The organism is Pseudomonas sp. HLS-6 TE3448, from assembly GCF_053629555.1.
The window spans coordinates 2,808,383-2,832,823 of record NZ_JBRJIO010000001.1; the positions used below are offsets into that span (position 1 = coordinate 2,808,383).

General features: G+C 55.6%; 15 protein-coding genes, 5 tRNA genes, 3 rRNA genes and 1 riboswitch. Of the genes, 19 read left to right on the forward strand and 4 right to left on the reverse strand.

Going from position 1 to position 24,441, the window contains the following annotated elements:
* Nucleotides 1-14 precede the first annotated feature (14 nt).
* The 3 genes from astB to astE are packed head-to-tail and all read left to right on the forward strand — an operon-like array spanning nucleotide 15 to nucleotide 2,691.
* Nucleotides 15-1,364: an N-succinylarginine dihydrolase gene (astB, locus tag AB7M23_RS13040; RefSeq protein WP_454241004.1), complete on the forward strand. Its 1,350-nt coding sequence runs from the start codon at nucleotides 15-17 to the stop codon at nucleotides 1,362-1,364.
* 14 nt (nucleotides 1,365-1,378) lie between these two features.
* The gene (locus AB7M23_RS13045; protein WP_065760747.1) at nucleotides 1,379-1,669 is read left to right on the forward strand and encodes a topoisomerase II; all 291 of its coding nucleotides are present in this window, start codon (nucleotides 1,379-1,381) and stop codon (nucleotides 1,667-1,669) included.
* A gap of 11 nt (nucleotides 1,670-1,680) precedes the next feature.
* Nucleotides 1,681-2,691: a succinylglutamate desuccinylase gene (gene astE / locus AB7M23_RS13050; RefSeq protein WP_454241005.1), complete on the forward strand. Its 1,011-nt coding sequence runs from the start codon at nucleotides 1,681-1,683 to the stop codon at nucleotides 2,689-2,691.
* 85 nt (nucleotides 2,692-2,776) lie between these two features.
* Here astE and AB7M23_RS13055 read toward each other — a convergent pair whose 3' ends face one another.
* On the reverse strand, nucleotides 2,777-3,283 hold the full coding sequence (locus AB7M23_RS13055; protein ID WP_454241006.1) for a 6,7-dimethyl-8-ribityllumazine synthase: 507 nt from the start codon (nucleotides 3,281-3,283) through the stop codon (nucleotides 2,777-2,779).
* A gap of 94 nt (nucleotides 3,284-3,377) precedes the next feature.
* Nucleotides 3,378-3,528: riboswitch (FMN riboswitch) on the reverse strand.
* 360 nt (nucleotides 3,529-3,888) lie between these two features.
* Here AB7M23_RS13055 and alaS point away from each other — a divergent pair.
* The 8 genes from alaS (at nucleotide 3,889) to mgtE (ending at nucleotide 10,687) form a co-directional block, all read left to right on the forward strand.
* Nucleotides 3,889-6,513 (forward strand): alanine--tRNA ligase, encoded by a 2,625-nt coding sequence (gene alaS / locus AB7M23_RS13060; RefSeq protein WP_454241007.1) that lies wholly within the window; start codon nucleotides 3,889-3,891, stop codon nucleotides 6,511-6,513.
* An 83-nt stretch (nucleotides 6,514-6,596) separates the two neighbouring features.
* Entirely contained in the window at nucleotides 6,597-7,832 is a 1,236-nt protein-coding gene (locus AB7M23_RS13065; RefSeq protein WP_065760751.1) for an aspartate kinase, read from the forward strand.
* Nucleotides 7,833-8,018: 186 nt separating this feature from the next.
* The gene (gene csrA / locus AB7M23_RS13070; protein WP_009399024.1) at nucleotides 8,019-8,207 is read left to right on the forward strand and encodes a carbon storage regulator CsrA; all 189 of its coding nucleotides are present in this window, start codon (nucleotides 8,019-8,021) and stop codon (nucleotides 8,205-8,207) included.
* A gap of 72 nt (nucleotides 8,208-8,279) precedes the next feature.
* A tRNA-Ser gene (locus tag AB7M23_RS13075) sits at nucleotides 8,280-8,370 on the forward strand.
* A 109-nt stretch (nucleotides 8,371-8,479) separates the two neighbouring features.
* Nucleotides 8,480-8,556: transfer RNA gene (locus AB7M23_RS13080), tRNA-Arg, on the forward strand.
* Between the two features lie 76 nt (nucleotides 8,557-8,632).
* Nucleotides 8,633-8,709 (forward strand) — tRNA-Arg (locus AB7M23_RS13085).
* A 77-nt stretch (nucleotides 8,710-8,786) separates the two neighbouring features.
* Nucleotides 8,787-8,863, forward strand: a tRNA-Arg gene (locus tag AB7M23_RS13090).
* A 381-nt stretch (nucleotides 8,864-9,244) separates the two neighbouring features.
* Nucleotides 9,245-10,687, forward strand: coding sequence for a magnesium transporter (gene mgtE, locus AB7M23_RS13095; RefSeq protein ID WP_065761966.1), 1,443 nt, complete (start codon nucleotides 9,245-9,247; stop codon nucleotides 10,685-10,687).
* A gap of 62 nt (nucleotides 10,688-10,749) precedes the next feature.
* On the opposite strand, the gene AB7M23_RS13100 is transcribed toward mgtE, so the two are convergent.
* The gene (locus AB7M23_RS13100) at nucleotides 10,750-11,076 is read right to left on the reverse strand and encodes an Arc family DNA-binding protein (protein WP_009681471.1); all 327 of its coding nucleotides are present in this window, start codon (nucleotides 11,074-11,076) and stop codon (nucleotides 10,750-10,752) included.
* Between the two features lie 345 nt (nucleotides 11,077-11,421).
* Between AB7M23_RS13100 and phnN the strand changes: the two genes are divergently transcribed.
* From phnN to AB7M23_RS13130, 6 genes are all read left to right on the forward strand, one after another.
* Nucleotides 11,422-12,033 carry a phosphonate metabolism protein/1,5-bisphosphokinase (PRPP-forming) PhnN gene (gene phnN / locus AB7M23_RS13105; protein ID WP_454241008.1) on the forward strand — a complete coding sequence of 204 codons (612 nt, stop codon included), beginning with the start codon at nucleotides 11,422-11,424 and terminating at the stop codon, nucleotides 12,031-12,033.
* A 106-nt stretch (nucleotides 12,034-12,139) separates the two neighbouring features.
* Nucleotides 12,140-12,216, forward strand: a tRNA-Arg gene (locus AB7M23_RS13110).
* A gap of 415 nt (nucleotides 12,217-12,631) precedes the next feature.
* Nucleotides 12,632-14,168, forward strand: a 16S ribosomal RNA gene (locus tag AB7M23_RS13115).
* Between the two features lie 329 nt (nucleotides 14,169-14,497).
* Nucleotides 14,498-17,387: ribosomal RNA gene (locus AB7M23_RS13120) — 23S ribosomal RNA — on the forward strand.
* A 136-nt stretch (nucleotides 17,388-17,523) separates the two neighbouring features.
* Nucleotides 17,524-17,639: ribosomal RNA gene (gene rrf, locus AB7M23_RS13125) — 5S ribosomal RNA — on the forward strand.
* Together the 16S, 23S and 5S rRNA genes with 1 tRNA gene alongside form the textbook arrangement of a ribosomal RNA operon.
* Before the next feature lie 164 nt (nucleotides 17,640-17,803).
* Entirely contained in the window at nucleotides 17,804-20,014 is a 2,211-nt protein-coding gene (locus AB7M23_RS13130) for an LTA synthase family protein (RefSeq protein ID WP_454241009.1), read from the forward strand.
* Between the two features lie 50 nt (nucleotides 20,015-20,064).
* Here the strand turns inward: AB7M23_RS13130 and AB7M23_RS13135 are convergent, their stop codons facing one another.
* Together AB7M23_RS13135 and AB7M23_RS13140 are read right to left on the reverse strand one after the other, a co-directional pair.
* Nucleotides 20,065-21,171 (reverse strand): hypothetical protein, encoded by a 1,107-nt coding sequence (locus AB7M23_RS13135; RefSeq protein WP_454241010.1) that lies wholly within the window; start codon nucleotides 21,169-21,171, stop codon nucleotides 20,065-20,067.
* The gene (locus tag AB7M23_RS13140) at nucleotides 21,171-22,343 is read right to left on the reverse strand and encodes a DUF2252 domain-containing protein (protein ID WP_371917206.1); all 1,173 of its coding nucleotides are present in this window, start codon (nucleotides 22,341-22,343) and stop codon (nucleotides 21,171-21,173) included. The genes AB7M23_RS13135 and AB7M23_RS13140 overlap by 1 nt, the downstream gene beginning before the upstream one ends.
* A gap of 550 nt (nucleotides 22,344-22,893) precedes the next feature.
* Here AB7M23_RS13140 and AB7M23_RS13145 point away from each other — a divergent pair.
* Together AB7M23_RS13145 and AB7M23_RS13150 are read left to right on the forward strand one after the other, a co-directional pair.
* Nucleotides 22,894-23,340, forward strand: a complete 447-nt coding sequence (locus AB7M23_RS13145; RefSeq protein WP_454241011.1) for a potassium channel family protein — start codon at nucleotides 22,894-22,896, stop codon at nucleotides 23,338-23,340.
* A 68-nt stretch (nucleotides 23,341-23,408) separates the two neighbouring features.
* Entirely contained in the window at nucleotides 23,409-24,419 is a 1,011-nt protein-coding gene (locus AB7M23_RS13150) for a sensor domain-containing diguanylate cyclase (protein ID WP_454241012.1), read from the forward strand.
* The last annotated feature ends 22 nt before the right edge of the window (nucleotides 24,420-24,441 follow it).

The following is a 24,441-nucleotide window of genomic DNA, read 5'->3' on the forward strand; positions in this document are numbered from 1 at the left end:
ATGGAGTCTTGCCGATGAAATCCTTTGAAGTGAATTTTGATGGTCTGGTAGGCCCGACGCATAACTATGGCGGTCTGTCCTACGGCAACGTCGCGTCGCAGAGCAACAGCCAGCAGGCCTCCAACCCCCGCGAAGCGGCCCGTCAGGGTTTGGCGAAGATGAAAGCCCTGATGGAAATGGGCTTTACGCAGGGTGTATTGGCACCGCAGGAGCGCCCGGATGTGGCAGCGCTGCGTCAGTTGGGCTTTGTTGGAACCGATGCCCAGGTGATCGCCCGCGCGGCCAAAGAAGCCATGCCGTTGCTGGTGGCATCCTGCTCCGCTTCGAGCATGTGGGTCGCCAACGCCGCAACCGTGAGCCCAAGTGCCGACACCGCTGATGGTCGTGTGCATTTCACCGCAGCGAACCTCAACTGCAAGTACCACCGCAGCATTGAGCACCCCACTACCAGTCGGGTGTTAAGCGCCATGTTTGCGGATCAGCGGCACTTCGCGCATCACGCTGCGTTGCCGGCTGTCAGCCAGTTCGGCGACGAAGGCGCAGCTAACCACACTCGTTTTTGCCGTAGCTACGGTGAGCCTGGTGTCGAGTTCTTCGTGTTCGGTCGCAGTGCTTTTGATACCCGCTACCCCGCACCGCAGAAGTACCCGGCACGTCAAACCCTGGAGGCCTCGCAAGCGGTCGCTCGTCTGCATGGCCTGAGTGAAGAGGGTGTGGTCTACGCTCAGCAGAATCCCGCAGTAATCGATCAGGGTGTGTTCCACAACGACGTGATCGCGGTGGGTAATGGTGAGGTGTTGTTCTATCACGAGGATGCCTTTCTGGGCACCGATGCGATGCTCGCCGAACTGCAAGCTAAACTGGCTAAACGAGGCGGCAACTTCAAAAGTATCTGCGTGCCGCGTGCTCAGGTGTCTGTAGAGGATGCAGTGCGCTCGTACTTGTTCAACAGCCAGTTGTTGTCGCGTGCCGATGGCTCGATGCTGCTGATCGTGCCTGAAGAGTGCCGCAATAACGAGCGCGTCTGGGCGTACCTGTCGGCGCTGACCAGCCAGGGAGGCCCGGTGACAGAGGTCAAGGTATTCGACCTCAAGCAGAGTATGCAGAACGGGGGTGGCCCGGCCTGCCTGCGCTTGCGAGTCGCGCTCAATGAAACGGAACTGGCGGCGGTCAATCCAGGCGTTATCATGACGGCGCCGCTGTATGACACGCTGACCCAGTGGGTTGACAAACATTACCGCGATCGCTTGAGCGAAAGCGATCTGGCCGACCCGCAGTTGCTGGTGGAGTGCCGTACGGCGTTGGATGAGCTGACCCAGATTCTGAAGCTGGGCTCGGTCTATCCATTCCAACTTGAACCTTGAGAGAGAATTCGACTATGTCCGACGCCCTGCAGCTGATCCTCGAAGACGATGACGGCACTCAGCTGGAAACCTCCTGCACCCGCTTTGCGGTGGTCTGGCAAGGCAAGGAGGTATGGATTCAGCAGGATGGCCGCGGTCAGTTGCTGATCGGCGTCGACGTCGAAGAAGACGACGCCGAGTACGCCAACCTGCTGCTGCGCCCGCTGGCCACCAACCTGGTCAGCCTGCAGCTGGAAATGGAACCGGCCGATGCCGGTGAAGACGACGATCACGTCCACGGCCCAGACTGCGGACACCATCACTAAGGACACGGCCCATGCTCGCCCTCGGCAAACTGCTTGACCTGACCCTGGCCGGTCGTGAACCGGCGGAGAAGACTCAGACGACTGTCGAGGGCGTGCGTATGCGCTGGCTCGGCGAAGGTGCACTGGAAGTGTGTCCTCCCAAGGCTCGCGACAATGGCATGGACCTGCTGCTTTCAGCGGGTATCCACGGCAATGAAACAGCCCCCATCGAGTTGCTCGATGAGTTGCTGCATGGCATTGCCCGCGGTGACATCAAGCCGCGCGTACGGTTGCTGTTTCTGTTTGGTAACCCCGAAGCCATTCGTCGCGGTGAGCGTTATATCGAGCAGGACGTCAATCGCCTGTTCAATGGGCGCCATGAGTTATCCAGTGGTACAGAAGCCCTGCGTGCCGGCGAGCTCGAGCGCTTGGCTGCGACATTCTTTAGCGTGCCGGGACGTATGCGCTTGCATTACGACCTGCATACCGCGATTCGAGGTTCGAAGATCGAGCAGTTTGCGCTGTATCCCTTCAAGGAGGGGCGTAAGCACTCGCGTCGTGAGCTGGCACGCTTGCGTGCTGCGGGTATGGAGGCGGTATTGTTGCAAAGCAAGGCCTCCGTTACGTTCACGGCCTATACCTATGAGCAACTGGATGCTGAGGCATTTACGTTGGAGCTGGGCAAGGCGCGACCGTTTGGTCAGAACCAGCAGGTGAACCTGCAGCTGTTGGAAAAGCGTCTTAAGCAAATTATCGAAGGTGACGAGCCGAGCGCAGAAGGCGAGCTGCTTGATGGCTTGCAGCTGTTCAGCGTTGCTCGCGAAATCATCAAGCACAGCGACAACTTCCACCTGCACTTGCCTGCCGATATCGAAAACTTCTCCGAACTCTCCAAGGGCTACCTGTTGGCCGAGGATCTGGCCGAGACGCGCTGGGTTGTGGAGGAAGAGGGGGCTCGTATCATTTTCCCGAATCCCAAGGTCAAGAATGGCCTGCGTGCCGGCATTCTGGTTGTGCCAACCACGCCGGATCAACTGGGCTGACCGGGCGTCGCTAGTATCGGATTCGTACTGTTGCCGGTGGCGCCGGCCCCGCAGAAGGGCGCCGGCGTTCGGGTTGGCGGGTGGATTATACGGCGCGTTTTTGCGGTACTTCGTTGCGGCGAAGCGCGCGCAGCTTCTGCAGGGTATCGGCACAGGTCTTCGCGGCCTCGGCGCCCTTCACCAGGAAGTGCTCGAAGTAGAAGGTCTGGTGTTCGTCGCCCGCGTGGAAGTGGTGCGGCGTCAGTACCACCGAGAACACCGGTACTTCGGTTTCCAGTTGAACCTGCATCAAGCCGCTGATCACCGACTGTGCCACGAATTCATGCCGGTACAGGCCGCCATCGACCACCAGGCCTGCAGCCACAATGCCGGCATAGCGACCTGTGCGTGCCAGCAGTTTGGCGTGCAGCGGGATTTCAAATGCGCCGCCGACTTCGAAGAAATCGATGTCGCCGGGTTGATAGCCGTGATTGCCCATCTCTTCGACAAAGGACTTGCGTGCCTGGTCGACAATATCCTTGTGCCAGCAGGCCTGAATGAACGCGATACGTTCCTGAGGATGGCTCTTGCTATCGATTGCAGTGGGTTGCATTAAAACGGACTCCTGTTTGTATGAGAAACAGGGCATCTGGATCGAAAGGGATAGTCGGCGTGCAAGTAGGCAGCCGTAGGCACACAGGTGCCTATCCCGTTCTCTCTTTATCCGGACTATGACCGTCGGCCCCGGAATCACACCGGGTCTGCTGACCTTGCAGTGGTGCTGCAAGCGCTCGCGGGCTATGCGCATTCAGCGCAATTACCGCCGGTGGGGAATTGCGCCCCGCCCTGAGAACGTCGCCGTCAGCGGCTGACGGCAGCGGATTATTAGCACAGTTTTCCGGGAAACGTATAGCCTGCTAATGATATTGACGCCTATGAAAGACATTTCATCCGAGAACCCTTGCCAATTGGCGGGGCGATCCTCCGTAATGCCTTGTCAGTAGGGGAAATCAGGCTTTAGCATCCCGGGCATGCTTGGCGGAGGTAATTTTGCCGCTTTTGTTTGTCATTGCCGTTACAGGTTGTCCAATTGACGGCTTCTATCGCATAAACACACTGTACCCAGGCCTCAGGCCCGATATAATGCGGCCCTTTGCCGTCGTTTCGTCAATTTGACGCAAGCATTTGCCTCTGGCCGCCGTTTCCGTGGAAGAACCTATGAAAAGCGCAGAAATCCGTGAAGCCTTCCTTCGCTTCTTCGAAGAGCAGGGACATACCCGTGTCGCGTCCAGCTCTTTGATTCCGGGCAACGACCCGACCCTGCTGTTTACCAACGCCGGGATGAACCAGTTCAAGGACTGTTTCCTGGGCCAGGAAAAACGTGCCTATACCCGAGCGGTGAGCAGCCAGAAGTGCGTACGCGCCGGCGGCAAGCACAACGACCTGGAAAACGTCGGCTATACCGCACGCCACCACACGTTCTTTGAAATGCTGGGTAACTTCAGCTTTGGTGACTATTTCAAGCGCGATGCAATCACCTTTGCCTGGAACTTCCTGACCTCGGAAAAATGGTTGAACCTGCCCAAGGAAAAACTGTGGGTAACGGTCTACGCCAGCGACGACGAAGCGTATGACATCTGGACCAAAGAGGTCGGTGTTCCGGCTGAGCGCATGGTCCGCATCGGTGACAACAAGGGAGCGCCATACGCGTCCGACAACTTCTGGACCATGGGCGATACTGGCCCGTGCGGTCCTTGCACCGAGATCTTCTACGATCACGGCCCGGAGATCTGGGGCGGTCCACCTGGCTCGCCGGAAGAAGATGGTGACCGTTACATCGAGATCTGGAACAACGTGTTCATGCAGTTCAACCGTACTGCTGACGGCGTCCTGCACCCGCTGCCTGCGCCGTCTGTCGATACCGGTATGGGCCTGGAGCGGATCAGTGCGGTCATGCAGCACGTTCACTCCAACTACGAAATCGACCTGTTCCAGAGCCTGCTTGCCGCATCGGCCAAGGCGATCGGTTGCAGCAACGACGCCCAGCCTTCACTCAAGGTTGTGGCCGACCATATTCGCTCCTGCGGGTTCCTGATTGCCGACGGTGTGTTGCCGTCCAACGAAGGTCGTGGCTATGTGTTGCGACGTATCATTCGTCGCGCCTGCCGTCACGGCAACAAGCTGGGCGCCAAGGGCAGTTTCTTCTACCAGATCGTGGCTGCGCTGGTGGCCGAGATGGGCGAGGCTTTCCCTGAGCTGAAGGCGCAGCAGGCGCATATCGAGCGCGTCCTCAAGGCGGAAGAAGAGCAGTTCGCCAAGACGCTCGAGCAGGGCTTGAAAATTCTCGAGCAGGACCTGGCTGAACTCAAAGGCAGCGTGGTACCTGGTGACGTGGTATTCAAACTCTACGACACCTACGGGTTCCCGATGGACCTGACGGGCGATATCGCTCGTGAGCGTAACCTGACCCTGGATGAGGCTGGCTTCGAGCGTGAGATGGATGCTCAGCGTGAGCGTGCGCGTTCTGCAAGCGCCTTTGGTCTGGACTACAACAGCCTGGTCAAGGTTGATGTAGCCACTGAGTTTACCGGTTACACCACCACCGAAGGCAATGCCACTGTCGTAGCCCTCTATAAAGATGGCCAGGCGGTTGAGCAGTTGGCTGAAGGCGAGCAGGGCGTTGTGATTCTGGATACAACCCCGTTCTATGCCGAGTCTGGTGGCCAGGTGGGTGACACCGGTTACCTGCTGGCCGGCGGTGCACGGTTTGATGTGCGTGATACCACCAAGACCGGTGGTGCGTTCCTGCATCATGGTCAGGTTGCCAGCGGCAGCCTGAAGGTTGGGGAGCAGGTTCAGGCTCAGGTCGATGCCGATGTGCAGCATGCTACCTCGTTGAACCACTCCGCTACGCACTTGCTGCATGCAGCGCTGCGTCAGGTGCTCGGTGATCACGTACAACAGAAAGGCTCGCTGGTTGATAGCCAGCGCCTGCGTTTCGACTTCAGCCACTTCGAGGCGCTCAAACCTGAGCAGCTCAAGGCGTTGGAAGACATCGTCAACCGCGAAGTGCGCAACAACTCCGAGGTGCAAACCGAAGAGACCGATATCGACACCGCCAAGAAGAAGGGCGCCATGGCGCTGTTCGGCGAGAAGTATGGCGACAGCGTGCGGGTGCTGAGCATGGGCGGCGATTTCTCCGTCGAACTGTGCGGCGGTATCCACGCCAAGCGTACCGGCGATATCGGCCTGCTCAAGATCATTAGCGAAGGTGGCGTAGCCTCCGGTGTGCGTCGTATCGAGGCGGTCACCGGTGCTGCTGCGCTGGCGTACCTGAACGCCGCCGAAGAGCAGCTCAAGGAAGCCGCGCAACTGGTCAAGGGCAGTCGTGACAACCTGATCGACAAGCTCTCGGCTGTGCTTGAGCGAAACCGTCAGCTGGAAAAGCAACTGGAGCAGTTGCAGGCCAAGGCCGCCAGTGCTGCGGGCGACGACCTGTCGAGCACAGCCGTCGACGTCAAGGGCGTCAAGGTGCTGGCTGCGCGCCTTGACGGCCAGGATGGCAAGGCGCTGCTGGCGCTGGTCGATCAGTTGAAGAACAAACTCGGCCGCGCAGTGATCCTGCTCGGCAGTGTCTATGAGGACAAGGTCGTACTGGTAGCGGGTGTGACCAAGGACCTGACTGGCCAACTCAAAGCCGGTGATTTGATGAAGCAAGCCGCTGCGGCGGTGGGCGGCAAAGGGGGTGGGCGTCCGGACATGGCGCAAGGCGGCGGTGTCGACGCTGCTGCGCTGGACGGCGCACTGGCCCTGACCGTGCCATTCGTAGAGCAGGGCGTCTAAGACGCGAAGCGGCCCGTCGTCTAGTGGCGGGCTGTTGATTGATTGTTTATTGGGTGCCCTTCACGGGCTGAGGCGGCTTTGAAATGGCGTTGATCGTACAGAAATTTGGCGGTACCTCGGTCGGCACAGTCGAGCGAATCGAGCAGGTTGCCGAGAAGGTCAAGAAATTCCGCGAAGCCGGCGATGATCTGGTGGTTGTACTGTCGGCGATGAGCGGCGAAACCAATCGCCTGATCGATCTGGCCAAGCAGATCAGCGATCAGCCGGTTCCACGTGAACTGGATGTGATCGTCTCCACGGGTGAGCAGGTGACCATTGCCTTGCTGGCCATGGCACTGATGAAGCGCGGCATTCCTGCCGTGTCTTACACCGGTAACCAGGTGCGGATCCTCACTGACAGCGCGCATAACAAGGCGCGCATCCTGCAAATCGATGATCAGAAGATTCGTGCCGACCTCAAGGCTGGCCGTGTCGTTGTGGTTGCTGGTTTCCAGGGTGTCGATGAGCACGGCAACATCACCACCCTCGGGCGTGGTGGTTCCGATACCACTGGCGTGGCCCTGGCGGCTGCACTGAAGGCTGATGAGTGCCAGATCTACACCGACGTCGATGGTGTCTACACCACTGACCCGCGTGTGGTGTCCCAGGCTCAGCGGCTGGACAAGATCACCTTCGAAGAGATGCTGGAAATGGCCAGTCTCGGTTCCAAGGTGCTGCAGATCCGTGCCGTCGAGTTCGCCGGCAAGTACAACGTCCCGCTGCGCGTGCTGCACAGCTTTCAGGAGGGTCCGGGTACCCTCATTACTATTGATGAAGAGGAATCCATGGAACAGCCGATCATTTCCGGCATCGCCTTCAATCGCGATGAAGCCAAGCTGACCATTCGCGGCGTACCTGATACCCCAGGCGTTGCTTTCAAGATCCTCGGTCCTATCAGTGCGGCGAACATTGAAGTCGACATGATCGTGCAGAACGTCTCGCACGATAACACCACCGACTTTACCTTTACCGTGCACCGTAATGACTATGCCAAGGCGCAGCAGGTGCTGGAAAACACGGCCCGTGAAATCGGCGCCCGTGAGGTAGTCGGTGATACCAAGATCGCCAAGGTGTCCATCGTCGGTGTCGGTATGCGTTCGCACGCCGGTGTTGCGAGCCGCATGTTCGAAGCGCTGGCAAAGGAGAGCATCAACATTCAGATGATCTCCACTTCCGAGATCAAGGTCTCTGTAGTTATTGAAGAGAAGTACCTGGAACTGGCTGTGCGTGCACTGCACACGGCCTTCGAGCTGGATGCCCCCGCCCGCCAGGGTGAGTAAGGCTCCTGCCTAAAAAGGGCGCGGCATGGCCGCGCCCTTCGTTTTTTTGACTGGCGTGAGAAATCTGTCCTTTTACTTGCGCTGGTCAATACTGAGGCGTAGGTCGGCAGCCAGTCCCGGTTGTAGGCTGAAGCCCTCTTTTTTGCAGACTGTTATCCCTGAACTGAAATGCGTGAGGAGAAAGGTATGTTGATTCTGACTCGTCGGTGCGCCGAGAGCCTGATCATTGGCGATGGCGAAATCACCGTGACCGTGCTCGGCGTCAAAGGAAATCAAGTGCGAATCGGTGTGAATGCCCCCAAGGAAGTGGCCGTTCACCGTGAGGAAATCTACCTTCGGATCAAGAAAGAGAAGGACGAAGAACCAACCCTTTAATTTTTCTCAGTTTTTTTTCAAAAAAGAGTTTGCAAACGGGGAAGGGTCTGGTTATTATACGCCCCGTGTTGCGGAGAGGTGGCCGAGTGGCCGAAGGCGCTCCCCTGCTAAGGGAGTATACCTCACAAGGGTATCGGGGGTTCGAATCCCCCCTTCTCCGCCATTATTCAAGTAGGGCGCTGTAATCTGGATGAATCGCTAAGTCGTTGAATTTAAACGAAAAAGTGGTTGTCAAAATGATTCTGCGAACTATAATGCGCTGCAAGAATACTGCACTCATAGCTCAGCTGGATAGAGTACTCGGCTACGAACCGAGCGGTCGGAGGTTCGAATCCTCCTGAGTGCACCATATTCCGAAGCTGCTTTAATTTGTTGAAGTGGTTTCAGAATAAGCCAGTGGTAATCTGGTCTAAAAATACCAACCTGCACTCATAGCTCAGCTGGATAGAGTACTCGGCTACGAACCGAGCGGTCGGAGGTTCGAATCCTCCTGAGTGCACCATATTCAGAAATCGACTTCAGTCAATGAGGCGGTTTCAGTCTAAAGCCAGTGGTGATCTGGTCTAAAAATACCAAACCGCACTCATAGCTCAGCTGGATAGAGTACTCGGCTACGAACCGAGCGGTCGGAGGTTCGAATCCTCCTGAGTGCACCATATATCAGAAGGCCCGCATTTTATGCGGGCTTTTTGTTTTCCGCGAAATTAATTTTCTCGTAAAGCGCAATGGCTAGATTGTCAGTTAGTGCGCCATCTTCTTGTGCTGATATCTCAGGCGATGTGCTTTTCTCTGTGGCAGTGCCGTCGTATTAGTGTATCTGGATGCGGTCGAGCTTTATGTTGCAAGCGACTGTTCTGGTCAAGATTTTAAGCGCTTCGATTGTTCAAGCAGTGTATGATTGCGCCCGTCAGCCCCGCCGGGGCTTGTGGAATACCACCATGGACTTACCCAGTAGTTACTCAATAGCTGATTTTGCCAATCACGATCTGACTGATTGATCCTCCCGGCGTGCTCCCTGCTGGGAGTGGAGTTCGCCTATGACTGAAATCGAAGTAAAAAAGACCCAAGATAGCCTGCAGGATCGCCTGGCCCAGGTGGTTGAGCTGTTGCAGCGCCAGCGTGTTGTTGAAGACCTCACGCATCGCCAGGAAGGTCATCATCATGACCTGGTTGAAAACCTGGTTCATCGACAGAATCTGGTCGAGCTGCAGCGCAAGCTCGACGATCTGCACTCTGCCGACGTCGCCTATATTCTCGAAGCGTTACCGCTCGATGACCGATTGACCGTTTGGCAGTTGGTCAAGGCTGAGCGTGACGGCGACATCCTGCTCGAAGTGTCTGACTCGGTTCGAGAAACCCTGATCGCCGACATGGACGATCATGAGCTCCTGGCTGCGGCCAAGGAGATGGATGCTGACGAACTGGCAGACCTTGCCCCAGAGTTGCCGCGCGACGTCGTTCACGAGCTCATGGAGAGCCTGGATGCTCAGCAGCGTGAGCGTGTGCGTTCTGCTCTGAGCTATGACGAGGACCAGGTCGGTGCGCTGATGGACTTCGAGATGGTGACCATTCGTGAGGATGTCAGCCTTGAAGTGGTGTTGCGTTACCTGCGTCGCCTGAAAGAGTTGCCGGGGCATACCGACAAGCTTTTCGTGGTCGATTATGACGGTATCCTCAAAGGCGTCTTGCCGATCAAGCGTCTGTTGGTCAATGACCCGGAGAAAAAGGTTTCCGAGGTCATGGCCAGCGATCCGGTGACCTTCCACCCCGAGGAAGACGCTTACGATGCGGCCCTGGCATTTGAGCGCTATGACTTGATCTCTGGCCCAGTCGTTGACAAAAACGATCGCCTGATTGGTCGACTGACCATTGATGAAATGGTTGACCTTATTCGGGAGGAAAGCGAAAGCGAAGTCCTGAGCATGGCGGGTCTGCGCGAAGAGGAAGATATCTTTGCTTCGGTCTGGCGCTCGCTGCGTAACCGTTGGGCCTGGTTGGCGATCAACCTGATTACTGCATTCGTGGCCTCTCGTGTGATTGGCCTGTTTGAGGGGTCGATCGAAAAACTGGTGGCGTTGGCAGCCTTGATGCCGATCGTGGCGGGTATTGGTGGTAACTCCGGTAACCAGACGATCACCATGATTGTTCGCGCTATGGCGCTTGATCAGGTGAGCCCAGGGAATACGTCGCGGCTAATGCGTAAGGAACTGGCGGTTGCCCTGATCAACGGCCTTATTTGGGGTGGTGTGATAGGTATCGTGGCGTTCCTGCTTTACCACAGCTGGTCGCTGGGTGTGGTGATGACTGCTGCAATGACCCTGAACCTGTTGCTTGCTGCGCTGATGGGTGTGCTGATTCCGATGACCCTGGTGCGTATGGGGCGTGATCCGGCAATGGGCTCCAGCGTGATGATCACGGCTGTAACCGACAGCGGTGGTTTCTTCATCTTTCTGGGGCTTGCAACTATCTTTCTGTTGTAAGTGTGTTTGGCTCAGGCACAAAAAAGCCCGCAATGATGCGGGCTTTTTTGTGTGTGCGTGATTCAGGAAGCATCAGCTGCCATTTCTGCATCATGGGCGATCAGCGCGACCAGTGCATTCTGTTGGCGGTGGGAGAGCTGGCGAAAGCGTTGCAGCAGTTCGCGTTCGTGCAGGGACAGTTCAGGGCTGTCCAGGCGCATGCTTAGCTCATCGCCCAGAGCTCCTTCCTGGATCAGACTTTGCTCCAGGCGAGCGATGATTTCAGAGTTCATGCTGCGATGGTGGTTGCGCGCAACCTCAGCAATGCGCTCACGCATTCCGTCGGGCAGGCGGACGACGAATTTGTCTGCGGTGCGGCTTGAGTAGATAGCCTGTTTCATTGGGCGCATATAATTGACCGGTTTTAGTTCAGGGGAAGCGGTTCTTGAAATTGGCCGCACGGTGACGTTACGACCACTGTTGGGGCCAAATGTTCAACCTGAATTGCGAATGAGGCGCTTATGATGCCTCACAATCGCCGGTTCCTTGGCGTCAATTCTGTGACAAATAATGAGCTGGATAAAGGCTATTTGCCAGTACCAATTATCAGAAATGCGTACTGGTTTTGAAAGTTTTCATTTTTTCGCTTATCCGTTTGAGTGATAGCTTTCTCCTCGCACCGGCAAATGGCAAGAATGGCGCGGTAGAAAACTCTAAAATTTGCGTGGTTTCCTTAACTTAAGAGCATAGTGGCTATGCAGCATGACGCAAGTGACGATTGCTTGACAGTCCAGACGGTCAAGGCCGGCCGATTGATCTACCTCATGGGGGCTTCAGGGGCCGGCAAGGACAGCCTGATCGAAGCGGCTCGTCCCGTGCTTCACAGGCAGGGCGTAATCATCGCGCGGCGTGTGATTACCCGGGCGGCGGAGGCCAAGGGGGAGGATGCTCATGGGGTTACCTGGCAGCAGTTTGAGTTGCTCTGTGATCAGAAGGCGTTTGCGCTGCATTGGCAGGCTAATGGCTTGTCCTACGGTATTCCGGCGCAGATCGATGTTTGGCTGGAAGAGGGGCGGCATGTGCTGGTCAATGGTTCTCGGGCCCACTTGGTTGATGCCCGCAGGCGCTACCCGAGCCTGTTGCCAATCTTGCTGACCGTTGATGCCGGAGTGCTGCGTGCGCGTTTGCTTGGGCGCGCGCGTGAAAGTCTTGATGACATCGAGCGTCGTCTGGAGCGTGCCCGTGCCTTGGCTTGTGTCGAGGATCGTACAGTGCGTGTTCTGGATAACTCCGGTGAGTTGCTTGATACCGTTTCGCGCTTGTTGATACTGCTGAGCGAGGAGGGGGTGTTGGCTGCGAAGGTGTAAATAAAGCCTACAGCTAAAAACCCCTACGGATGACATGACAAATGTCGGTGTGCTGGGTAACATGCTCGCCGACTTGCGCTGCGCAGCATTCGCTGCCGGTTTCTGCGTCTCAGTAGCTCAATTGGATAGAGCATCCCCCTCCTAAGGGGAAGGTTGGCAGTTCGAACCTGCCCTGGGACACCATATGCCTCAACCTGGCCTGGAATGATCCTATCCGTCTCTGACAGGCGCACTGCAGGGCGGCTGTATTGATACGCATGTTTCGGTCGGGTTGCTGATGTGAGCTGCTGCTTATATATGGGTAGTGTGAGAAGGGCTTGTTAAGCATTTGAAGCCTAAAGAGAAAATCTGAAAAAACTCGAAATAATTGCTTGACGGGTGCCTCGAAAAGCGTAGAATGCGCGCCATCGGTTGAGACGAAAAGCTCTTAACCAACCGCTCTTTAACAATCGAATCAAGCAATTCGTGTGGGTGCTTGTGAAATCAGACTGATAGTCAGAAAGATTATCAGCATCACAAGTGACTACACGAGAAATCGAAATAGTCATTTGAGATTGCTGAGCCAAGTTTAGGGTTTTCTCAAAACCCAAGCAGTATTGAACTGAAGAGTTTGATCATGGCTCAGATTGAACGCTGGCGGCAGGCCTAACACATGCAAGTCGAGCGGATGACGGGAGCTTGCTCCTTGATTCAGCGGCGGACGGGTGAGTAATGCCTAGGAATCTGCCTGATAGTGGGGGACAACGTTTCGAAAGGAACGCTAATACCGCATACGTCCTACGGGAGAAAGCAGGGGACCTTCGGGCCTTGCGCTATCAGATGAGCCTAGGTCGGATTAGCTAGTTGGTGAGGTAATGGCTCACCAAGGCGACGATCCGTAACTGGTCTGAGAGGATGATCAGTCACACTGGAACTGAGACACGGTCCAGACTCCTACGGGAGGCAGCAGTGGGGAATATTGGACAATGGGCGAAAGCCTGATCCAGCCATGCCGCGTGTGTGAAGAAGGTCTTCGGATTGTAAAGCACTTTAAGTTGGGAGGAAGGGCAGTAAGCTAATACCTTGCTGTTTTGACGTTACCGACAGAATAAGCACCGGCTAACTCTGTGCCAGCAGCCGCGGTAATACAGAGGGTGCAAGCGTTAATCGGAATTACTGGGCGTAAAGCGCGCGTAGGTGGTTCGTTAAGTTGGATGTGAAATCCCCGGGCTCAACCTGGGAACTGCATCCAAAACTGGCGAGCTAGAGTAGGGCAGAGGGTGGTGGAATTTCCTGTGTAGCGGTGAAATGCGTAGATATAGGAAGGAACACCAGTGGCGAAGGCGACCACCTGGGCTCATACTGACACTGAGGTGCGAAAGCGTGGGGAGCAAACAGGATTAGATACCCTGGTAGTCCACGCCGTAAACGATGTCAACTAGCCGTTGGAATCCTTGAGATTTTAGTGGCGCAGCTAACGCATTAAGTTGACCGCCTGGGGAGTACGGCCGCAAGGTTAAAACTCAAATGAATTGACGGGGGCCCGCACAAGCGGTGGAGCATGTGGTTTAATTCGAAGCAACGCGAAGAACCTTACCAGGCCTTGACATCCAATGAACTTTCCAGAGATGGATTGGTGCCTTCGGGAACATTGAGACAGGTGCTGCATGGCTGTCGTCAGCTCGTGTCGTGAGATGTTGGGTTAAGTCCCGTAACGAGCGCAACCCTTGTCCTTAGTTACCAGCACGTAATGGTGGGCACTCTAAGGAGACTGCCGGTGACAAACCGGAGGAAGGTGGGGATGACGTCAAGTCATCATGGCCCTTACGGCCTGGGCTACACACGTGCTACAATGGTCGGTACAGAGGGTTGCCAAGCCGCGAGGTGGAGCTAATCTCACAAAACCGATCGTAGTCCGGATCGCAGTCTGCAACTCGACTGCGTGAAGTCGGAATCGCTAGTAATCGCGAATCAGAATGTCGCGGTGAATACGTTCCCGGGCCTTGTACACACCGCCCGTCACACCATGGGAGTGGGTTGCACCAGAAGTAGCTAGTCTAACCTTCGGGGGGACGGTTACCACGGTGTGATTCATGACTGGGGTGAAGTCGTAACAAGGTAGCCGTAGGGGAACCTGCGGCTGGATCACCTCCTTAATCGACGACATCAGCTGCTTCATAAGCTCCCACACGAATTGCTTGATTCATTGAAGAAGACGAGAAAGCCCGTTTCCTGATTGGGAATCGCGGTTATCTAGTCTGTCAAAGCTTAGAAATGAATATTCGCGTCGAATATTGATTTCTGAACTTTTTCAGAATCGTTCTTTAAAAATTTGGGTATGTGATAGAAATAGACTGAATAGCACTTTCACTGGTGTTTATTCAGGCTAAGGTAAAATTTGTGAGTGTCTCTTAAGTCTTAAGAGTATTGCGAATTTTCGGCGAATGTCGTCTTCACAGTATAACCAGATTGCTTGGGGTTATATGGTCAAGTGAAGAAGCGCATACGGTGGATGCCTTGGCAGTCAGAGGCGATGAAAGACGTGGTAGCCTGCGATAAGCTTCGGGGAGTCGGCAAACAGACTTTGATCCGGAGATCTCTGAATGGGGGAACCCACCTAGGATAACCTAGGTATCTTGTACTGAATACATAGGTGCAAGAGGCGAACCAGGGGAACTGAAACATCTAAGTACCCTGAGGAAAAGAAATCAACCGAGATTCCCTTAGTAGTGGCGAGCGAACGGGGACTAGCCCTTAAGTTGATTTGAGATTAGCGGAACGCTCTGGAAAGTGCGGCCATAGTGGGTGATAGCCCTGTACGCGAAAATCTCTTATCAATGAAATCGAGTAGGACGGAGCACGAGAAACTTTGTCTGAATATGGGGGGACCATCCTCCAAGGCTAAATACTACTGACTGACCGATAGTGAACTAGTACCGTGAGGGAAAGGCGAAAAGAACCCCGGAGAGGGGAGTGAAATAGATCCTGAAACCGTATGCGTACAAGCAGTGGGAGCCTACTTGTTAGGTGACTGCGTACCTTTTGTATAATGGGTCAGCGACTTATATTCAGTGGCGAGCTTAACCGAATAGGGGAGGCGTAGCGAAAGCGAGTCTTAATAGGGCGTTTAGTCGCTGGGTATAGACCCGAAACCGGGCGATCTATCCATGGGCAGGTTGAAGGTTAGGTAACACTGACTGGAGGACCGAACCGACTACCGTTGAAAAGTTAGCGGATGACCTGTGGATCGGAGTGAAAGGCTAATCAAGCTCGGAGATAGCTGGTTCTCCTCGAAAGCTATTTAGGTAGCGCCTCATGTATCACTGTAGGGGGTAGAGCACTGTTTCGGCTAGGGGGTCATCCCGACTTACCAAACCGATGCAAACTCCGAATACCTACAAGTGCCGAGCATGGGAGACACACGGCGGGTGCTAACGTCCGTCGTGAAAAGGGAAACAACCCAGACCGTCAGCTAAGGTCCCAAAGTCATGGTTAAGTGGGAAACGATGTGGGAAGGCTTAGACAGCTAGGAGGTTGGCTTAGAAGCAGCCACCCTTTAAAGAAAGCGTAATAGCTCACTAGTCGAGTCGGCCTGCGCGGAAGATGTAACGGGGCTCAAACCATGCACCGAAGCTACGGGTGTCACTTAGGTGACGCGGTAGAGGAGCGTTCTGTAAGCCTGTGAAGGTGAGTTGAGAAGCTTGCTGGAGGTATCAGAAGTGCGAATGCTGACATGAGTAACGACAATGGGAGTGAAAAACTCCCACGCCGAAAGACCAAGGTTTCCTGCGCAACGTTAATCGACGCAGGGTTAGTCGGTCCCTAAGGCGAGGCTGAAAAGCGTAGTCGATGGAAAACAGGTTAATATTCCTGTACTTCTGGTTATTGCGATGGAGGGACGGAGAAGGCTAGGCCAGCTTGGCGTTGGTTGTCCAAGTTTAAGGTGGTAGGCTGAGATCTTAGGTAAATCCGGGATCTTAAGGCCGAGAGCTGATGACGAGTGCTCTTTAGAGCGCGAAGTGGTTGATGCCATGCTTCCAAGAAAAGCTTCTAAGCTTCAGATAACCAGGAACCGTACCCCAAACCGACACAGGTGGTTGGGTAGAGAATACCAAGGCGCTTGAGAGAACTCGGGTGAAGGAACTAGGCAAAATGGCACCGTAACTTCGGGAGAAGGTGCGCCGGTGAGGGTGAAGGACTTGCTCCGTAAGCCCATGCCGGTCGAAGATACCAGGCCGCTGCGACTGTTTATTAAAAACACAGCACTCTGCAAACACGAAAGTGGACGTATAGGGTGTGACGCCTGCCCGGTGCCGGAAGGTTAATTGATGGGGTTAGCTAACGCGAAGCTCTTGATCGAAGCCCCGGTAAACGGCGGCCGTAACTATAACGGTCCTAAGGTAGCGAAATTCCTTGTCGGGTAAGTTCCGACCTGCACGAATGGCGTAACGATGGCGGCGCTGTCTCCACCCGAGACTCAGTGAAATTGAAATCGCTGTGAAGATGCAGTGTATCCGCGGCTAGACGGAAAGACCCCGTGAACCTTTACTATAGCTTTGCACTGGACTTTGAATTTGCTTGTGTAGGATAGGTGGGAGGCTTTGAAGCGTGGACGCCAGTTCGCGTGGAGCCATCCTTGAAATACCACCCTGGCAACTTTGAGGTTCTAACTCAGGTCCGTCATCCGGATCGAGGACAGTGTATGGTGGGTAGTTTGACTGGGGCGGTCTCCTCCTAAAGAGTAACGGAGGAGTACGAAGGTGCGCTCAGACCGGTCGGAAATCGGTCGTAGAGTATAAAGGCAAAAGCGCGCTTGACTGCGAGACAGACACGTCGAGCAGGTACGAAAGTAGGTCTTAGTGATCCGGTGGTTCTGTATGGAAGGGCCATCGCTCAACGGATAAAAGGTACTCCGGGGATAACAGGCTGATACCGCCCAAGAGTTCATATCGACGGCGGTGTTTGGCACCTCGATGTCGGCTCATCACATCCTGGGGCTGAAGCCGGTCCCAAGGGTATGGCTGTTCGCCATTTAAAGTGGTACGCGAGCTGGGTTTAGAACGTCGTGAGACAGTTCGGTCCCTATCTGCCGTGGACGTTTGAGATTTGAGAGGGGCTGCTCCTAGTACGAGAGGACCGGAGTGGACGAACCTCTGGTGTTCCGGTTGTCACGCCAGTGGCATTGCCGGGTAGCTATGTTCGGAAGAGATAACCGCTGAAAGCATCTAAGCGGGAAACTTGCCTCAAGATGAGATCTCACTGGAGCCTTGAGCTCCCTGAAGGGCCGTCGAAGACTACGACGTTGATAGGTTGGGTGTGTAAGTGCTGTGAGGCATTGAGCTAACCAATACTAATTGCCCGTGAGGCTTGACCATATAACACCCAAGCAATTTGCGTCGAAAGGCCAGATTGCGGTGTTGTGAAGACGAAACGAACCGAAAGTTTGCGACTCACAACTATCACATACCCGATTTGCTGGAGCGTCGAAAGACGGTCTGGTACACAGAATTTCTTGACGACCATAGAGCATTGGAACCACCTGATCCCATCCCGAACTCAGCAGTGAAACGATGCATCGCCGATGGTAGTGTGGGGTTTCCCCATGTGAGAGTAGGTCATCGTCAAGATTAAATTCCGAAACCCCTATCTGCACACGCAGGTAGGGGTTTTGTCTTTCTGGCCCGGAAACGTCGCCAGTGATGTCGCCTCCTGCAGTTGCTCCCCCTTTCTTGCCTTTCGCTTGGTACCATTCAGCACATGTTTATGACGCTTTGATGGCTGGAAGGTTTTTGTGAATGTTATACGTCGCTGGCTACAGCACCCCCATGCTCGTCTAACTGCTCTGGTCGGACTGGTGCTGCTCATTCCGTTGTGCCTGCGTGCAGCGTTAGGTTGGTCTGATGTATTTGGATACCTGTCCGACATGGCCATCGGCAGTCTACTCATTGTGTTGCTGCATCAGCGACCGTGGTGGTTGGCGCTTCCGGTGTTGCTGGTGTGGAGCCTGTTGACACTGGCTGCTGCCGAGCTGGTCAGTGCAGTGGGGCGGCTGCCGAACATTACAGACGTGCACTACCTGGTTGATCCTCAGTTCCTGGAGAATTCCACCGGAGGCGGTTTCGCTCAACCCTGGCTTGCTGCCGCGTTGTTGATCGGCCTTACGGTATGGCTCATCACCCAATGGGCAGCCCCTTCGGCGTTGTCCCCTCGTTGGTCTGGCAAAGCCTGGGCTGCACCAGTATTGCTATTGGTTACCCACTGGGGGGGACAGCACCTGCATGCCTCCGATGCAGACCAATGGCATCTGTTCAATCTGCCGCATCAGCTTTTGGCTGCCAGTGCTGGTGATCTTCAGACGCGAGCGCAAGAGTGGTGGGAGGGCGACGTTACCGAGGTTGCTCCCCAGATGGCAGGGCTTACGCAGTTGGATCTGAATGGCGAAAGGTTGCTGCCAGCCGCGGGGCGCGCACGCAACGTGCTGATTATCGCGCTGGAAGGTATTCCTGGCGCCTATGTTGGGGTCAATCGTCAGGCGTTGCACAGCCGCTATCAGGAAAACCTGATGCCTAATTTGACGCGCTGGTCAGAGCGCGGCATGAACACGCCGGACTATGTGCTGCACAGCCACCAGACGATTCGGGGTCTGTACGCCATGCTGTGCGGTGATTACGACAAGCTCGACAATGGTACCCCGAAGGGAGTCGAGATGCTGACTCAGAGCGAGCGTAACCAGGCGTGCCTGCCTGCTCAGCTACGCAAGCACGGTTTTGCCACGCACTACCTGCAAGGTGCAGGTCTGCGTTTCATGGCTAAAGACAAGATCATGCCGCACATCGGCTTCGAGACTACGCTGGGCCTCGATTGGTTTACCAACGCCTCGTACCTGGATTTTCCGTGGGGCAAGGATGACAAGGCGTTTTTCGAGGGAGCACTGGATTACGTTGGGCAGTTACAGAAACAGCCGAAGCCCTGGATGCTCACCCTGCTGACCGTTGGAACACACCAGCCGTACTCCGCGCCAGAGGACTACCTACAGCGTTATGACACACCCAAGCAGGCTGCCGTGGGTTATCTGGATGATGCGCTTGGGCAGTTCCTCGCGGGCCTTGAGCGCCAGGGCATCTTGAAAGACACACTGGTGGTTATCACCTCGGACGAATCCCACGGTATCGATGGGGTGCGGCTGGCTTCATCCTGGGGGTTCAACCTGATGCTGGCACCTGAACAGGAGCAACTGCCCAAGGTGAACACCGGTGTTTATGGGCATGTCGACCTGACTGCCTCGATACTCGACTATTTTGCGTTGCCTGTACCGGAGGCCCTGAGTGGTCGCTCGCTGTTTCGAAACTATGAAACGGGTCGCGAGATCATGTCATTCACCAATGGCAAGCTTCGTTATCACGATGGTCAGGGGACGTTGACCGAGTGTGATTTTCAACAGCGCTGTCGGTACTACGCCAGCCCAGGCTTCATTGAGGACCGGGTGACCCTGCTTGGGCAGTACGGCGGCAAGCGTGCTCGACAGATCGCGGCACGGGCTGCTGCCCTGGATCAGACGTTGTTGCGCACACCATTGAACCAGCACTACCAGTTCGGCAGTGCAGCTATTATCCCGCTTAAAGCACAGATCGACGATGACTGGGCAGATAACCTGATCGGTGCCCAGTATCTGGAAATGCCCAAGGGGTCACATACGCGTGTGCGCCTGACTGTGCGCTCTGCGGACCCACAGCACAACGCCTACATTCTGCTCAAGGCCAAGCAGTTGGAGCAGGATGTGCCACTGGCGCTGCCTGCGGAAATGCTCGTTACAGCGGATCAACCGCTGGAGATGGATTTCAGTTTCTACAACCCGGAACCGCGCAAGGCATTTTCCTTCCATCTTCTGGGTTACGGGCAGGGTGCTGTTGAGGTGAGCGACTTCACTGTTGTCACCGAGTCAATGGCGCAGCAGGAGGCGCTGGATGAGGTTTCGGAGGAGAGCATTGCTCAGTCCAGCTAGACCTTGCCACCCATAGGCGGGAGGCTTGCTTGCCTTGTGTCACAACCCTATCAGTTAGCCGGCACGGTAATGACAGGCGCCTGCGGTGCTACCCCCGTCTCGGCCAACGAGAACAGGATGAGGATAAACAGGAACTCTGATTTGGAGCGCATGTCTCGGTCGTCGATCCAGAACCAGTAGCCGCGATAGGGTATGGCTGCATAGGCATCAGCGGGGCGGGTCGCACTTGAATGGATACGCACCAGCGGCTGGTCCCACAGGCTATTCGGGTCTGGCTCGGGAGGCGCCGGGTTCGCCCGGCCCTCCTGCAAATGAATTGGCGGTACTTCGGCTGTTGCGGCGAGCTCCACGAATATCTCCGACATGGAGCGGGTGAGTAACGCTACCTCGGTGTCGTTGCGTTGCACCATGCCGAAGGTCAGTGCTAGCTCAGTCGCATCGGGACGCAAATTCAGGATTTCTCGTACGGCACGACTGTCGTTACTGACTGCGTCGGGGACGCCACGGTTGACAATGATCAGTGTATTTTTTTTGTCGCCAGGCTGGTTGATTCGCATCCCCAAGGCTTCTGAGCGTTGTATTCGCCTAAGGGTTTCAAGCATCTGATAAAAGCGTGGATCTGCTGCGCGTGCGCGGACAGGGGAGGCCGACCGGTTGTATACACCGTTGACCGCTCGTGTGGTCAGTTGCAATACCCTATCAATGGGATAGCCCGCCTGGATCAGAGAAAATACTGCGGCAGGGGAAAGGGGTTGCAACAGGTAGCGGGAGAACTTCTCCCCTGAGATGGGTGTGTAGCTGATGGTTGGGCGATCGGTATAACGGCCATAGGCACCGATTGCCTGGCTGTTTCCGTCATTGGGCCATCCGGAAAACCAATTGGCACCCAGGCTGACCTGGCTCTCCATGGCGCTGGAGCTGATGACCGATGACACATCCAGATAGACCGGAGCATCGCCATAGCGCAGCTTGACGATGTTGAGCAGCGTCTGCTCCTTCCAGGTCGTGGCCAGTGCACCACCATAGTCGGTTCGATCGCGTTGCACCGAGGCCGGCCCCAGGGTGGTGCACCCCGCGATGTAGCACGCTGCGGCGAGCAGCGTAGCGATACGAGTGGGGCTCAGTAAGCACTTGATCTTCGGTACAGAGGAGGGCATTACTCCTCCTCGACCAGCGCTTTGATCCGCCCGGATCTTTCTGCCGCCACCAGCGCGGCATGGTCTTTGGCGTTTTGATTGGCATAGGCCACGGCAAACTTGCCGATGGCTTTGTCGAACTCATCCGATTTGCCCAGATAGCCGCTGATCATTGCGGCATCGCCCGATTTGGCATGTGATCGGGCCAGTGTCATACCGCACATCTCTGCGTACATCTTCAGCTGTGCTGCTGTCGTGCGTTCAATAGGTGCCGACATTTTCATGTCCCGCAACTGCCGAACAAAAAAGTGACGGCCTTTTTTGCCTCGAGTCCAACCCAGAAATATATCGCTGGAAGACTGCATCAAGCGCTGCCCGGTAACCACGCGCTGCCCGTGGTTTTCGTAGAGGCTCTTGCCCGCATAAGGTTCAAGGACGGAAGGGCTCGCTTCCTTGAACTGCAGGAGCAGTGGGTGGTTTTCCGCAGAAAAGAACAGGCTGACAAAACAGTAGGTACCGACACTGCCAATGCCAACGGCTTTGATCGCAATGTCTTCCATGCGGTAACGATCGAAAAGCACCCGGCGTTCATGGGGTAGAGAAATCCTGTAATCCTCCAGTGCCATTTTGACGTTCTGTTCAAAGTCCTTTTCATAAACGTGAAACAGTATGGGCGGTTGATCGATCAGGCGTCGCCGCCCGCCGACCTCGCCGCTGATGGTCGGATAGAGGTAGTCGCCGACACGGGTCTTGGCTTTTGCAATCAACTCTTCCCGATTCTTTCTGATTTTTGAGTTGGGTGACATCTCAAGAATCGTTTGGGCATCGAGACGGTCATACCAGACTTCCAGCGGGCTCATCTTTGAACATTCACGCAGGCGCTCACGGTAAGCACGAACACATTCGACTGCGCAGGCTTCAGCTTCCTTGGTGCTGAACTGGTTATCGAGTGCTGCTACCACAAAGCTGATCGCCAGACGTTTCACATCCCACTCCCATGGTGCAGGAAGTGTTTCGTCGAAGTCGTTGATGTCGAAAATCAGGTTGCGCTCGGGCGTCGCAAACAGTCCGAAATTCAATAGATGACAATCGCCGCAAGCCTGGACGTGGATGCCGGTACTCGGGGTCATGGCCAGGTCGTGGGCCATCAGGCCGGCCGAGCCACGCAGGAAGGTAAACGCGCTGCGTAGCATGCGTCCATAACGAATGGGTACCAGGCTGGCAAGGCGGTAGCGGTTGGAGGTTTCGAGAATGTCGATAGGGTTGCGGTGCTTGCGTGGTGGCTTCCATACCGCATGGCTGGACAGCGGTACTTTCTCACGCAGGCTTTCGCCCTGGTGAAGGCGTTCTTTGCGTGAGCGGAAGCTGTGCTCCAATACATGGGTTTCCGACTTTTTCGCTGCGCGTTTGGTCGATGATTTCTTGTTGGAAGGCATTTTTACTCCTGTGCGCAACACTCTTGAAGTCACCTGTCGGCCTGGCTTGTTACCCCTGAATCAACCTTCCAGTATGGTAAATGCGGCATCGCGAGGAGCCGTTTGGGGGGAGCCTCACTCAAGCGTAGCAGCTTGGATCGGGTGCGTAGGATGCGCATCGGGGCGTGTGCACTGCACCTGTTTTCCATGTTGCCCTGCTGTCACCGTGTTCGTGCAGAACCTGTTTGAAAAGCTAAAATCACGGTGCCATGCGGTTGTATGGATCAGTTGCAAGGGGCAGCAGGTTTGCCATTCTTGGGGCATCACTATGTTGCACAACATGCTGACAGGCTTACCGGTAATGCTGTTGTGCCTGATTCTGCAGGCACTGTTTGTTGTGCTCACGCTACGCCTTTACCTACGCCTTTACCTACGCCTTTACCTACGCCTGCGGCCGCAGAGTGGCAAAATCGGCCCTGTGACCAGCATCATGTTGTTGTCGCTGGTGATGTCGCTGATGCTGTTTGGCAACTTTATCCAGATGGCCCTGTGGGCCGTGCTGTATCTGCTGCTAGGCGAGTTCACCGACTTTTCTACAGCGGTTTATTTCTCTGGCGTAACCTTTTCCACGGTCGGTTATGGCGATGTGGTGTTGTCAGAACATTGGCGCCTGCTCAGCCCGCTGGAGGCTGGTAACGGCATTCTGATGTTCGGTGTCTCGACGGCAATGATGACCGCCACACTGGCAGACATTATCAAGCGCCATAACCGTTGATCCCGTACCAGCGTCGATACTGTGCTTTAGTCTATTCAGTTCAGTGGAACAAGCGGTAAACAGGGGGAATGGCGGTGAGTCATGAATCCACACACACGAAGGTAGTGCCTGGCGAATTTGCTGAAGAGCAACTGAACACGCTGCTGGATCTGATCAGCGATGGTATCTGGGACTGGAATGCCAACACAGGTCATGTCTACCGCAACCCGGGTTGGTACCGGATGCTTGGCCATGCCAGCCATTCGCTGGACAACACGGTGTTCACCTGGGAACGTCTCATTCACCCGGAGGACTATCCACGGGTGATGGCGCATTTTGAGGCCTACCTGAACCAGCAGGTCGATGAGTACCGCATTGAGTACCGTTGTCGTCGTCGGGATGGCAGTTACCTGTGGGTCGAAGACCGCGGCCGTGTGATCGCACGTAACGCTGACGGTTCGGTTGCGCGGATGCTTGGCGCCCATCGCGATATCGACGATCGCAAGCGCCTGGTGCAGCAACTCGAGCAGAAGAATCACTCACTGGAAGCCCTGGTTGCTGCGCGAACCCGCGAGTTGTCCTGGGTCAATGAGCAACTGCAGCGCCAGCTCGAAGATAATCGCGTTCTGGCCGAGCGCGACGCGCTGACGCTGGTTGCCAACCGTTATCGCCTGGAAAAGGTGCTGCGCCAAGAGTGTGAGCGCTCTCGACGGTTTCGCCAGCCGCTTTCATTGGTCGTCATCGATCTGGATGATTTCAAGCTGATCAATGACCGATATGGTCATGTCCGAGGCGACCGGGTACTCCTTCAGGTGGTCGAGTGCATCAAGACCTGTTTGCGCTCACAGGACCTGCTCGCGCGTTGGGGCGGCGATGAGTTCATGATTGTCATGCCCCACAGCACGCAAGCGCTTGCCCGTGAGCGGGCTGAGTGCATCCTGCAGCAATTGAGTCTGCTTCCCGCTGTGGGGGAGTATCGATTGACTGCCAGTTTCGGTGTGGCTGAATGGGCGAATGAAGAACTGCCAGAGCAATTGGTCAACCGCGCCGATCAAGCGTTGTACAGTGCCAAAGCTGCAGGTAAGAACCGGGTCGGTTGAGCTCGTCGGTATCTGGAACGCA